Raw genomic sequence first — 12,058 nt, forward strand, 5'->3', positions numbered from 1 at the left:
TGGCCGAGCAGGAGTTCGAGCTGCTCGCCGGCCCCGAGGGCTTCAAGCGCCGCCGCTTCTACCGGGACGCAGCGTGGATGAACGTGCCCAGCTTCTTCTGGGTGGAGCAGGTGGACGCCCAGGGCCGCACCACGGCCGCGCCCCTCCTGCTGAACGCGGGCGCCAACGACAGGCGCCGCGAGGACGACGACTTCTTCGTCCGCCGCTTCCGCGCCATCCAGTGGACGTACGACTGCGCCTCTGCCACGGACTGTGCTGGCGCCAACAACTTCATGGAGGAGGCGCTGGTGGAGCTGCGCCACGCCCGCACGCCCTGCAAGAGCAAGCTGCTCAACCTCCACCCGCGCACCACCGCCCTCCGGGTGCGCTGGTCGCTGCGTCCGGTGGCGCCCTACACCATCCCCGTGGAGCAGGTGGCTCGCCCCCAGTATGGCTACGGCTTCTCCATTGACGTGGCGGCTGTCACCCCACCCCGCGCGGATGGCACCTATGCTCCCGGTACGGCCATCAGCTTCCAGCTCGCCCTCAAGGACGGCTCCGGCAAGCGCCTCCACCCACGCGGTTCCCTTCCGACGTATAATGAGGTTGTCTTCGGTGAGAACGAGCCGGGCATTCAGTACTACCGGGCGTTCTTCGACCCGTCGGCGACGTACTACCGGAGGAAGCACCGCGAGCGCATGTTGATGACGCAGATCATCGGGCCGGCCCAGAACATCCAGCCCATCCGCTCCATCATCGAGCTCGGCGACTTCCTCGCTCCCGAGGACGTGCAGACCCCTGCCACGTTCGAGCGCGACAACCTCTTCTCGCAGGTGCAGACCTTCCCGCCGGGCAATGATCTCTTCGGCGGCGCGTTCGATCCCTCGCACGCGGGCTGGGCCGCTCCGGTCAGCGACACGTGGACCTATCAGATCCCCGCCAATGCCGTCCCCGGTACCTACCTCGTGACGGTGAAGGGGCGCCGCACCTACCTGGGCGAGGACCTGCCTTACAGCCGCACCATTGAAATCCAGGTGGGCACCCGTCAGCGCACCCAGCCGGTGCCGACCACCGGTCCCTGCAGCAGCTGCCACACCCAGGGCGGTGAGCTGAACTCCGTGCTGCACGGCAACGAGAACCGGGCCGCGTGCAACGGCTGCCACGCGCCGCTGGCCTTTGAGCTCGAGGGCCCCATCTTCGTGCGCGTGCACTTCATCCACTCGCGCTCGGACCGGTACGATACCAGCGCGGCCCAGTGCAGCAGCTGCCACCTGAACCGGCAGAGCATCCAGCGCACCAGTAAGGCTGCATGCTTCTCGTGCCACAAGACCTGGTCTGCGGAGCACCAGGCCGAGTTCGGGCCGCTTGAGAGCATCTACGTGGGTGGCGGACGCGAGTCCTTCCAGCAGTGCACCAGTACCTGCCACACTACACACCCGCAGAGCGGCCTCTAGCCGCGCTGCTCATCCCGGAGGTCCTCCATGGCGCAAGTGAAGATGCAGACGGCTCGTACCTCAGAGAAGGAGCCCGTCGCGGCCACGGAGGACCTGATGAAGCAGCTAGGGTCCATCACCCCCAAGCTGGTGATGCTGTACGCCTCCCGCGAGCGGGATCAGGTCGCGCTCAACCACGCCCTGCGCGAGCGGCTCCCCAAGGGCTGCCGCCTGGTGGGTGCCACCACCGCCGGCGAGCTGGACAACACCGGCATCCACTCCGGCACCGTGGTGATTGGCGCCCTCTACGGGGACTTCGACGTGGGCGTGGGCCTGGGCACCGGCCTGAGCACGGACGCGGTGTCCGCCGGTGCCACCGCCATCCGCAAGGCCTGCGAGGAGCTCGGCGTGCGCCAGGCGGATCTGGACCCGCGCAAGTACGTCGGCCTCGTGATTGACGACGGGTTCCGCTACAAGAAGGAAGAGCTGCTGCTGGGCATCCTCGAGAAGAACCAGACGCTGGTGCTCGTGGGTGGCGGCGCCAGCGACGACAACCGCGACATGAGCAAGCAGTCCGCAGCGCTCCACGTGGACGGCGAGGTCTCCACGGACTCGGTGCTCGTGGCGCTGTTCCGCACCAACGCTCCGTTCGCCGCCCTGCGCTCGCACTGGTACATCCCCACCGGCGAGCGGATGACGATCACCAAGGTTGACGAGACGCACACGCGCGCTCTGGAGATCGACGGCAAGCCGGCGGCCCTGCGCTACGCAGACCTGCTCGGGTGCCAGCCGGCAGAGCTCGAGTTCGGCACGCCCAAGGGCTTCGCCGTCCGCCCGACCGCACTCCGAGTGGGACGCGAGTACTTCATCCGCGCGCCCTGGAAGCCTGTCCTCGAGGACAACTCCATTCTTTTCGCGAACTTGCTCGAGGAGGGCTCCGAGCTGGAGCTGATGAAGATCGGCGACATGGCCGGGATGACCAAGTCCTTCTTCACTGAGGAGCTGCCCAGGCGGGTACAGAACCCCCAGGCCGTCCTCTTGTTCCATTGTGGTGGGCGTATGTGGTACGCGAGCGCTACAGGTAAGATACCGGAGCTAGCGGAGACCTTGCGCTCCGCGCCGACGGCGGCTGGAATGAATGTGCACTTCGAGATCTACTCGGGGTTCCACATCAACACCACGCTGACCGTGCTGGCGTTCGGATCCAACTGATGAGCCTCTCGCCCCCTGCGCAAACCGAAAGCCCTACCCACCGCATCCTCCTCCACACCAACGAACGCGAGACCGAGCAGGTCATAAACGCACTGCGCCGACTCTCGCCCCAGCCTGAAGTGGAGCGGGTCTCTGGCGCCGATGCGCTCGGCTCGGCGCTCGCGAAGCCCTGGGCGCTGGTGGTGCTGGGCACGGAGCAGCCGGGACTCTCGCTGCCGCAGATCCAGGCGCTGTGGAAGGCGAAGGGCAGCACAGCCCCCTTCGTGGTGCTGTCGCGCCAGTGGAGTGACGAGACGCTCGCGGCGGCCACGCAGGCCGGCGCCAGCGACTACGTCACGGAGGATCACCTCGGGCGGCTGGGGCTCATTCTGGCGCGCGAGGTGCGGGTGAGCAGCGGCCTGCGGCAGCGCGAGGCCTCAGAGGCGGAGCTCAAGCAGACCCTCTGGCTGCTCAACAACATCATCGACAGCCTGCCCTTCATCCTCTTCGTGAAGGACGCGAAGGAGCTGCGGCTCAAGGTGGTGAACAAGACGTTCTCGGACTCCTTCAAGACGACCAAGGAGTTTCTGCTCGGGAAGCTGGATCACGACTACTTCCCGAAGGAGCAGGCCGACACCTTCGTGGCGATTGATCGCGAGGTCGCTACCAGCAAGAAGATCAAGGTCTTCGACGAGGTGGCGCGCGTCGTTGATCAGGATCGCCAGTTCGGCACCCGCAAGGTGCCGCTCATGGATGAGCACGGTGAAGTCCTCTACGTGATGGGAGTCACCGAGGACATCACCGATCGCAAGCGGGACGAGACGGCGCTGCAGGCGGCCAACAAGAAGCTGGCCGACAGCCTCGAGGAGCTCAAGCGCTCGCGCTCCGCCACCGCGCGCTCGCTGGCCAGCTACCAGCAGCGCGCGCTGCAGATGGAGATCATCCGTCAGCAGAACGAGGACCTGGATAGGCTGGCCACGGACCTGGCCATCTCCAAGCGCAACGAGGAGGAGCGCGCGAGAGAGGCAGAGGCCGCCGCCCGGCTCAAGAGCGAGTTCCTGGCCAACTTCAGCCATGAGATCCGCACCCCGCTCAACGGCATCATCGGCTACTGCGACCTGCTGATGCGCGAGGAGGGCAGCCGGCTCACCGCGCACGGCCGCCGGGACTTGAACGTCGTGAAGACGAACGCCAAGACGCTGCTGGCGCTCATCAACGACATCCTGGACCTGTCGAAGATCGAGGCGGGCCGCGTGGAGGTGGTGGTCGAGCGCGTGGACGTGCAGGAGCTGGCCGAGGAGTGCCAGGCCACGGTGCGCGAGTACCTCAAGGGCAAGGACGTGGCGCTCACGCTCAACATCGAGGAGCGTGCGCGCTACCTGCAGTCGGACGCGCTGAAGCTGCGGCAGATCCTGCTCAACCTGCTGAGCAACGCCGCCAAGTTCACCGAGTCCGGCGAGGTGGCACTGGGGGCGCGGGCCGAGGGCAACGAGGTCGTCCTCACGGTGGAAGACACCGGCGTGGGCATCCCCCCGGACCAGGTGCAGCACATCTTCGAGAAGTTCCGCCAGGTGGACGGCTCCCACACGCGCAAGGTGGGCGGCACGGGCCTGGGGCTGGCCATCGTGCGCGAGCTGAGCAAGGTGCTCGGCGGCAACGTCAACGTCACCAGCGTGCTGGGCCGCGGCTCCACCTTCACGGTGCGGCTGGAGGGCGTGCTGGAGACCGCGGCCCCCATGCCCACGGTCAGCGCGCCGGAGCAGGATCCCGTGGCGGTGGAGGACGTGGCGGCGAAGCTGGCCCCGCTGGCGGCCGGCAGCACGGTGCTGGTGGTGGACGATGACCCACTCATGCAGCAGCTGGTGGTAGGCCAGCTGGAGCCCTCGGGCTTCAAGGTCGTACCGGCCGGGGACGGAGTGACGGCGCTGCGGCTGGCCCGCGAGGTGAAGCCGCAGGCCATCATCCTGGACATCCACCTGCCCCGGCTGGACGGCTGGTCCGTGCTCAGCCAGCTCAAGAGCGAGCCGACGCTGTCCAACATCCCCGTCATCCTCGTCTCCGTGGAGGAGCAGCGCGCGCGCGGCTACTCGCTGGGCGCGTGCGAGTACCTGGTCAAGCCCGTCGAGCCGGACCGCCTGGTGGAGGTGGTGACGCGCACCCTGGGCGCTCAGGCCCTGGGCAGCGGCGAGGTGATGGTGGTGGATGACGACCCCAGCACCCGCGAGCTCGTCAGCCGCAGCCTGCGCCGTGCCGGCTTCTCCACCGCCGAGGCCCACAACGGCGAGGACGCGCTCCTCAAGGCCCGCGTCTCTCCGCCCATCCTCGTGGTGTTGGACTTGATGATGCCCAACCTCGACGGCTTCGAGGTGCTGCGGCGGCTGCGCTCGGAGAACCTCCACATGCCGGTGGTGGTGCTCACCGGCAAGGATCTCAACCTCGAGGAGCAGGGCACGCTGCGCGACGGGCTCATCGCCTTCGTGCGCAAGGGCGGCCACGCCATTGACGAGGTGATTGGCCAGGCCAAGACGCTGCTCTTGCAGAAGCGCGCGGCCCTCAGCGGGCGCCCGCCCCGCATCCTCTATATCGAGGACAATCCGCAGAACCGGGACATCGTCCGCCGCTACCTCGGCAACAACTTCGAGCTGCTGGAGGCCGAGGACGGCGAGCTGGGCCTGGAGCGCACCCAGAAGGACACGCCGGACCTGGTGCTGATGGACCTGTCCCTGCCTCGCGTGGACGGCTGGGAGGCCACCCGGCGCATCCGTGCGCTGCCGGCGGCCATCTCCAAGGTCCCCGTCATCGCCGTCACCGCCCATGCCGGCCGCGAGTACCAGGACCGGGCCCTCAAGGCGGGCTGCGACGCCTACCTGACCAAGCCGTTGGATCGGGACCAGCTGCTCGACACCATCCGCAAGCACCTGGGGAAGAGCCATGGCTGACGGCAAGCTCCGCGTGCTGGTCGTGGATGACGACCCGGACCTCCTGGACCTCGTGGCGCGCTCGCTCAGGGCCCACGACTTCGAGGTGGAGACTCACATCTCCGCGCTGGGCGTCTCCACCCGCATCCGGGACACCGTGCCGGACGTGGTCCTCATCGACGTGAATTTCCCCGCTCTCAAAGGGGACAAGGTGGTGTCACTGGCGCGCTCCCAGGCGCCTTCCGGCACCAAGTTCATTCTGTATTCAGCCTCGGATGAGACCCAGCTGCGCTCGCTCGCCATGGCGTCGGGCGCGGATGGATATCTCTCCAAGAGTGTTCAGGGAGACGAGCTTGCGCGGAAGCTGGAGTCCTTCCGTCACATGACTCGCCCCACGCCCGTGCCGCCCGTCTGAGTTCTGTCTGTTTCGCTGACTCGGCTGTCTGATTTCTCTGAAATGCCCGTGCTCTTTGGAGGGCTATGCCTTGCGTACCCCTGACTACAGTGAGGCTGAAAAGTTACGCCGTCAACTCGAGGCTCCTATGTTCAACCCACTACTCAAGAAGTGGGTAGGAAAAGGAGACCTGGATTACGAGGTTTATCTCAAGACAGGGACGCTGCTGCATTTGCAGACGCCCTCGGAAGAGCTCGTCCATCATGACGAGCTCCTCTTCCAAGTCACGCACCAGGCCCAGGAACTCTGGCTCAAGCTCATCACCCAGGAAGCGGTGGAGGTGGTGGCGGAGCTGGACGGGGATGTGCTGTGGCCGGCCACGGGGCGGATGGAGCGCATTCTGCGGGCCATGCGCTGCCTGGTGGCGGAGATGAACATCCTGGAGACGATGACGCCGGATACGTATCAAATCATCCGGCGCAGCCTGGGCAACGGCAGTGGGCAGGAGTCTCCGGGGTACAACGCCATGCGTCTGGCGGCGGACGCCATGGAGGCGGCGCTGGACCGGGCGCTGGCGCGGCGCAACCTCCGGCTGCTGGATGTCTACAAAGTCGGCGCGTACGGCGCGGAGGACCTGAAGCGCATCTGCGAGCAGTTCGTGGACCTGGATGAGCTGTTCCAGACGTGGCTGTACACGCACTATCAAATGGTCCGCCGCATCATCGGTGTGGACCGCTCCATCAAGGCGCTGGACGGGCTGCCTACGCAGGTGCTGGCCGGGCGCATGACGCTGCCGCTCTTCCGCAAGCTGTGGGAGGTGCGTGTGGAGATGACGAGCGCGTGGCGTCGCGACGGCGGCTACACACCCGGGACTCATCGCGCCTCGGACTCCCACCCCACGGTCCCCGCGACGGCTCCGAACGCCCAGGTGCCCAGCCCTCCCGCTCCCAGCGCACAGGCTCCCAGTCCTCCGGCTCTTGCTGCCCAGGCGCCGAGCCCTCCGGCTCCGACCATTGCGCACTTCGAGCGCACCCTCGCCGCCGCTCCCCCTGCAGCGCCTTCGCCCGTGGCGGTCTCCGCCCAGGCCCTTGCCTCGACCGCCGCCCAGGGGGATACGTCCGCCGCGGCAAGCGCGGCCCCCGCGGCCCCGCCCGAGGATCCGTGGTCCAGGCCTGAGCCGCCTCGCCGGGGACAGGCCCCTCAGCCCGAGCTCCCCCCCGCGCCCCCCTCCACAATGGCCGAGCCGGACGATCCGTGGTCCAGGCCCGAGCCGCCCACCTCCCGCCGAGCCGCCCAGATGCTCGAGGATGCAACCTCTCCGGGCAGCCAGGCTCAGGAGCCGGTGGGGACAGGCCCTCGGCGAGCGCCGCCGTCCAAGGATCGGGGGCAGTACTGACATGGACACGACGCTCTCAGCGGTACGGGCCGAGTTCCCCCTGCTGGAGAAGGTCACCTACCTCAACAGCAACTCCACGGGGGCGTTCCCGCGGGGCATGGAGGCGGTGCTGCAGCGCTACGGGCAGACGCTGCAGAACTGGCGGGACGAGGCGTGGGAGGGCTGGTGGGCGGACTGGCTCGGCTACATGGACGCGGTGGCGCGCTTCATCGGCGCACCGGACGGCTCCGTGGTGACGGACACGAACCTCACCACGCTGCTGGGCCGGCTGGCCACCTGCTTCGACTTCCAGGGCGAGCGGCGCCGCGTGGTGACGACGGACCTGGAGTTCCCCACCGTGCCCTTCCTGTGGAAGGGCTTCGGCCGCTACGGGGCGGAGGCGGTGGTGGTGCCCTCCGAGGGCGGAAGGATGAACGAGGAGCGGCTGTGTGCGGCCATCGATGAGCGCACGCTGCTCGTCAGCCTCTCGCACGCCAGCTTCGCCACGGGGGCGCTGGTGGACCTGGCGCCGGTGGTGCGACGCGCGCGCGAGGTGGGAGCGCTGGTAGCGGTGGACGCGTACCAGTCCGTGGGCGCCGTCCCCATCGACGTGGGGGCGCTGGAGGTGGACTTCCTGCTCGGGGGCGCGCACAAGTGGATGTGCGGCTCCATCGAGAGCGCCTTCCTGTACGTGCGCCCGGCCCTGCTCTCCACGCTGCGGCCAGCGGCCACGGGGTGGATCGCCGGAGAGAACCCGCTCACCTTCGAGCCGGCGCATGACTGGGCGCCCACGGCGCGGAGGATGGCGAGCGGCACGCCGGCGGTGCTGCCCTCCCTGCTCTCGCGGGTGGGGTTGGATCTGCTGGCGGCGGTGGGGATGCCCACCATTCGCGCGCACTCGCTGCGGTGCACGGCGCGGGTGATGGCGCGGGCGGACGAGGCGGGCCTCACGGTGGTAACGCCGCGGCAGGACGAGCAGCGCGCCGGCGTGGTGGCGCTGCGCTTCCCGGGGGACGCGGAGGTGACGAAGCGGCTCGTGGCTCGGGGCTTCATCTGCAGCTTCCGGGGGGCGCTGCGCGTGGCGCCGCACTTCTACAACACGCTGGAGGAAGTGGACCGCTTCATGGAGGCCCTGGTGACAGAGGCCCGGAAGGAGATGGCATGAGCACCCTGGAGTTCACTCCCCGTGCGCTGCTGCACCTGCTCTTCAACGGCGCGCGGGCGATCGACGTGGTGGAGACGGCCTACACGCTGGGGATGCTGGAGGCGCTGGAGGATGGGCCAGTGACGCTGGGGGAGCTGAGCCAGAAGTACGGCATGGTGCCGGGCCGGCTCTACAAGTTCCTCGACTGCCTGGAGAGCCTGGGGCTGGTGCATCGCGAGCAGAAGACGGACGCACTCATCGAGGCGCGCTACGCGGCGGTGCCGGGGCTGGTAGCGGCGGCAGCGAAGGTGGTGGGTCCGAGGTCTCTGGAGCGAGACCGGGAGAAGTACGAGTGGCGCGAGCTGCACGGCAAGCTGCCGGAGGTGCTGCGCGGAGAGCAGAGCATGCCCCGGGAGTCCTTCGACTGGCCTCCGCAGACGCCCGCTCAGGTGGCGGGCTTCGAGGCCAGCATGGCCGCGGGGCTCGGCCCCATCCTCGAGGTGTTCCGCACCTATGGAAGCCAGCTGTGGCGGGACGGGCAGCGGCTGTTGGAGGTCGGCGGCGGGGACGGGACGCTGGCGGCGCACCTGCTGGAGGAGCACCCCGGGCTCACCGTGGATGTGTACAACCTGCCGGCCACCGAGGCGCTGGTGGCGCGCACGCGGGAGAAGCATGGCCTCGGTGCGCGGCTGGGCTTCGTGGGCGGAGACTTCCTGAAAGAGCCGCTGCCACGGGGGTATGACGCGCTCTCCTTCGTGCGCGTGCTGCACGACTGGCCGGCGGAGACGGCGCGTGCGCTGATGAAGGCCGCGTACGAGGCGCTGCCCTCCGGGGGCCACATCCTCATCTGCGAGGAGTTCCGGACGCCCGAGCGGCTGACAGCGCAGTTCTTCTGGTCCTACTTCCTCATGGGCGTGGACAGCTGCGTGAGCCGGCTGCGCGAGGTGGAGTACTACCTGCTAGCCCTGCAGGACCTGGGCTTCCGCGCGCCCCAGGTGCTGCCCGGCCCCTTCGAGCTCATCATCGCGACCAAGCCCTAAGCGCTGGATTGCCGCACCCTCCCCAGTTGAGGTACAGCCCTCGCCCACCGTGAGGGCCTCGGAGACTCCACAGACGCAAGCGGGCGACCCGTCTTCAGCTTGGGTGGAGGCGCGCTGGGTCCGGTACCTCCTCTTGCTCGCGCTGGCCTTCCCCGCGTTCCTCCCCTTCAACTTCGTCTACCGCTTCGGGGTGAACCTCCCCTACTGGGATCAGTGGGAGTTCATCCCCACCCTCGTGAGCTTCCACGAGGGGCAGCTCACGCTCGATGCGCTAACGGCCCAGCACAACGAGCACCGCCTCTTCTTCCCGCGCCTCATCATGCTGGGGCTGGCGGCGCTCACCCGGTGGAACACCGTGGCGGAGATGTACTTCAACGCGGGGCTGCTGGTGGCCCTCGGCGCCGTGCTGCTCCACGCCCACGTGCGCGCGTTCGGCGCCTCGAACCGCTCGCTGTTCGCCTTCCTGCCCATCCCCTGGCTCGTCTTCACCTTCCGCCAGTTCGAGAACCTGATCTGGGGATGGCAGCTCCAGATCACCCTCTGCGTGCTCAGCTGCGTCGTCAGCCTGTACTGGCTGACGGAAGTACGCGGGCTCGGGGCGCGCTGGGCTGGGGCCGTGGCCTCCGCCTTCCTCGCGACGTTCTCGTTCGGCTCGGGTATCGCCCTCTGGCCCGCGGGGCTCGCCGTCCTGCTCTGGCAAGGCCGACGTGAGGGGCGCACTCCCTGGCGGGCCGTGCTCGGCTGGAGCCTGGCTGCGGCGCTCGCCGGCGCCATGTACGCCTGGAACTTCCGACGCACGGAGACTCACCCGGACCCGCTCACCTTCCTCAAGGATCCGGGGGCCGCTGTCCTCTTCCTGCTCAACACGCTGGGAGCGCCGACGTCGCATACCTCCACCACCACCGTGGCCTTCGGCGGGCTGCTCGTCGCCGCCGTGGGGGTGGTGCTCCTCGAGCTGCGCCGGCGGCGCGTGACGCCGGGCCCGGAGGCGTTCGCGCTGGGGTTGCTCCTCTTCGTGGGTGGCGTCGCCGTGCTGGTGATGATCGGCCGCGCGGGGTTGGATCAGTGGTTCGGAGCCTCCTCGCGCTACACCACCTTCACGCTGCTGGGCTTCGTCGGGCTGCACCGGGCCCTGCTCACGCTCCAGGAGCCTGGACGCCGCGGCCTGCTCATGGGCGTCCTCATCGCCGCGACGGTGGCCACGGGGGTCTGGTCCTTCACCGAGGGCGTCGCCACCGGCTTCACCTACCGGAACAACTTCCGGAGCTACCGCGAGGCCCTGCTCACCTACGAAGCACGGCCGGATCCGGAGCTGCAGGGCATGCATCCCCGCGGCCACGAAGTCCGCCGTTACGCGGTGGAGCTCCAGCGCCTGGGGCTGAGCGTCTTCGCGGAAAAGCGCGAGGCCCCCGCCCGGCCCTGAAGTCAAGACTCAGGACTCAGGAGCGGCGAGGAGCCAGGCGGCCGCGAACCCCCAGCGTGTACCAGCGCAGGTAGTGCGGCAGCCACTTCATCAGCTTGAAGTTGCTCTTGCCTGCCACCCGATCCGTCCACACCGTGGGCAGCTCGGCGATGCGGCGGCCCTGCAGGTGCGCCTTCACGGTCAGCTCGAGCGCCAGCTCGAAGCCGCCCTGGGACTCGATCTCCACCGTGTCCAGGAACTCGCGGCTATAGAGCTTGAAGTTGTTCGTCGCGTCCCACGTGGGCACGCCCGCCAGCACGCGCAGGCTGGCCCCCGCCGTGCGCGACAGGAGGCTCTTCACCATCGGCCCCCCGCGCTGTGCGCCGCCGCGCGCGTACCGGCTCGCCGAGACGACCGCGTACCCCTGCCGGTAGAGCGCGAACATCTCGTCCACGCACCCATGGTCATCCGACAGATCCGCCATCGTCACCAGCACGGCGCCGGACTTCGGGCGCTTCATGCCCGTCTTCAGCGCCCCCAGCACCCCGCGCCCCTCGTTCTTCACCAGCTGGACGCGCGGATCCTTCTCGGCCAGCTCCCGCGCCACCGGCAGCGTGGTGTCCTCGTCCCGGTCGTAGACGACCAGGATGTCGAACGGGGTGCGCACCTTGCTGACAAGGCTCTCGTAGAAAGGCCGGAAGTTCTCGGCCTCGTTGTAGACGGGAACCACGACGTGCAGCTCGGGCTCGGCTGCCTGGCGCTGGGGGCTCGAAGCGGACACGCTCACCTCCGGGGCTACGGTGCTAGATGTTGCCCAGCTCCACCTGCTGCTTCACCCAGGGGATGACCTCATCCAGCATCTGGTCCAGCGAGGTGTTGCAGGTAAAGCCGAGCACCTTCGTGGACTTGCTCACGTCCGGCACGCGCTTCTGCACGTCGTACTTGAAGGGCGGATCCGACTCGATGCGCACCGGCTGGCCCGGCTTGAGCTTCTTCCAGATGGCCTCGGCCAGCTGGCGCACGGTGGTGGACTCGTCCGTGGAGATGTTGAAGTCCTCGTTGAGCGCCGCGGGGTGCTCCATGCACACGCGGATGCCCTTGGCCAGGTCTCCACCGTAGGTGTAGTGCCGCACCTGATCGCCGGCGCCCAGGATGCGCAGCGGATCCTGCCCCTTGACGATC

At 68.4% G+C, this 12,058-nt stretch carries 10 protein-coding genes; 8 read left to right on the forward strand and 2 right to left on the reverse strand.

All coding sequences use genetic code 11. The features are described from left to right. The 8 genes from VD972_RS08080 to VD972_RS08115 all read left to right on the forward strand — a co-directional run. The coding region (locus VD972_RS08080; protein WP_324983277.1) for a cytochrome C at positions 1–1,433 on the forward strand (1,433 nt) is incomplete at its 5' end. A gap of 27 nt (positions 1,434–1,460) precedes the next feature. Next, entirely contained in the window at positions 1,461–2,624 is a 1,164-nt protein-coding gene (locus VD972_RS08085) for an FIST signal transduction protein (RefSeq protein WP_324983280.1), read from the forward strand. Next, positions 2,624–5,542, forward strand: a complete 2,919-nt coding sequence (locus VD972_RS08090; protein WP_324983283.1) for a response regulator — start codon at positions 2,624–2,626, stop codon at positions 5,540–5,542. Before VD972_RS08085 ends, VD972_RS08090 begins: the two co-directional genes overlap by 1 nt. After that, positions 5,535–5,936, forward strand: coding sequence for a response regulator (locus VD972_RS08095; protein WP_324983284.1), 402 nt, complete (start codon positions 5,535–5,537; stop codon positions 5,934–5,936). Before VD972_RS08090 ends, VD972_RS08095 begins: the two co-directional genes overlap by 8 nt. A gap of 127 nt (positions 5,937–6,063) precedes the next feature. Continuing rightward, a complete protein-coding gene (locus VD972_RS08100) occupies positions 6,064–7,311 on the forward strand; it encodes a tryptophan 2,3-dioxygenase family protein (protein ID WP_324983287.1) in 1,248 nt (415 codons plus the stop codon). A 1-nt stretch (position 7,312) separates the two neighbouring features. Next, entirely contained in the window at positions 7,313–8,455 is a 1,143-nt protein-coding gene (locus tag VD972_RS08105) for an aminotransferase class V-fold PLP-dependent enzyme (protein ID WP_324983290.1), read from the forward strand. Next, complete coding sequence (locus VD972_RS08110; protein WP_324983293.1) at positions 8,452–9,474, forward strand: methyltransferase; 1,023 nt, start codon at positions 8,452–8,454, stop codon at positions 9,472–9,474. Before VD972_RS08105 ends, VD972_RS08110 begins: the two co-directional genes overlap by 4 nt. A 103-nt stretch (positions 9,475–9,577) precedes the next feature. Next, a complete protein-coding gene (locus VD972_RS08115) occupies positions 9,578–10,897 on the forward strand; it encodes a hypothetical protein (protein WP_324983296.1) in 1,320 nt (439 codons plus the stop codon). A 16-nt stretch (positions 10,898–10,913) separates the two neighbouring features. On the opposite strand, the gene VD972_RS08120 is transcribed toward VD972_RS08115, so the two are convergent. Next, positions 10,914–11,657, reverse strand: coding sequence for a glycosyltransferase (locus tag VD972_RS08120; protein WP_324983299.1), 744 nt, complete (start codon positions 11,655–11,657; stop codon positions 10,914–10,916). Positions 11,658–11,679: 22 nt separating this feature from the next. After that, positions 11,680–12,058: NAD-dependent epimerase/dehydratase family protein (locus VD972_RS08125; protein ID WP_324983302.1), on the reverse strand; the 379-nt coding region annotated here is incomplete at its 5' end.

Source organism: Hyalangium sp., from assembly GCF_035629615.1.
Lineage (GTDB): Bacteria > Myxococcota > Myxococcia > Myxococcales > Myxococcaceae > Hyalangium.

What these genes read in the sequence shown, in the direction of transcription:
- VD972_RS08085 (WP_324983280.1), top strand. Translation starts at nt 1,461, where the DNA reads ATGGCGCAAGTGAAGATGCAGACGGCTCGTACCTCAGAGAAGGAGCCC.
- VD972_RS08105 (WP_324983290.1), top strand. Translation starts at nt 7,313, where the DNA reads ATGGACACGACGCTCTCAGCGGTACGGGCCGAGTTCCCCCTGCTGGAG.
- VD972_RS08095 (WP_324983284.1), top strand. Translation starts at nt 5,535, where the DNA reads ATGGCTGACGGCAAGCTCCGCGTGCTGGTCGTGGATGACGACCCGGAC.
- VD972_RS08100 (WP_324983287.1), top strand. Translation starts at nt 6,064, where the DNA reads ATGTTCAACCCACTACTCAAGAAGTGGGTAGGAAAAGGAGACCTGGAT.
- VD972_RS08090 (WP_324983283.1), top strand. Translation starts at nt 2,624, where the DNA reads ATGAGCCTCTCGCCCCCTGCGCAAACCGAAAGCCCTACCCACCGCATC.
- VD972_RS08110 (WP_324983293.1), top strand. Translation starts at nt 8,452, where the DNA reads ATGAGCACCCTGGAGTTCACTCCCCGTGCGCTGCTGCACCTGCTCTTC.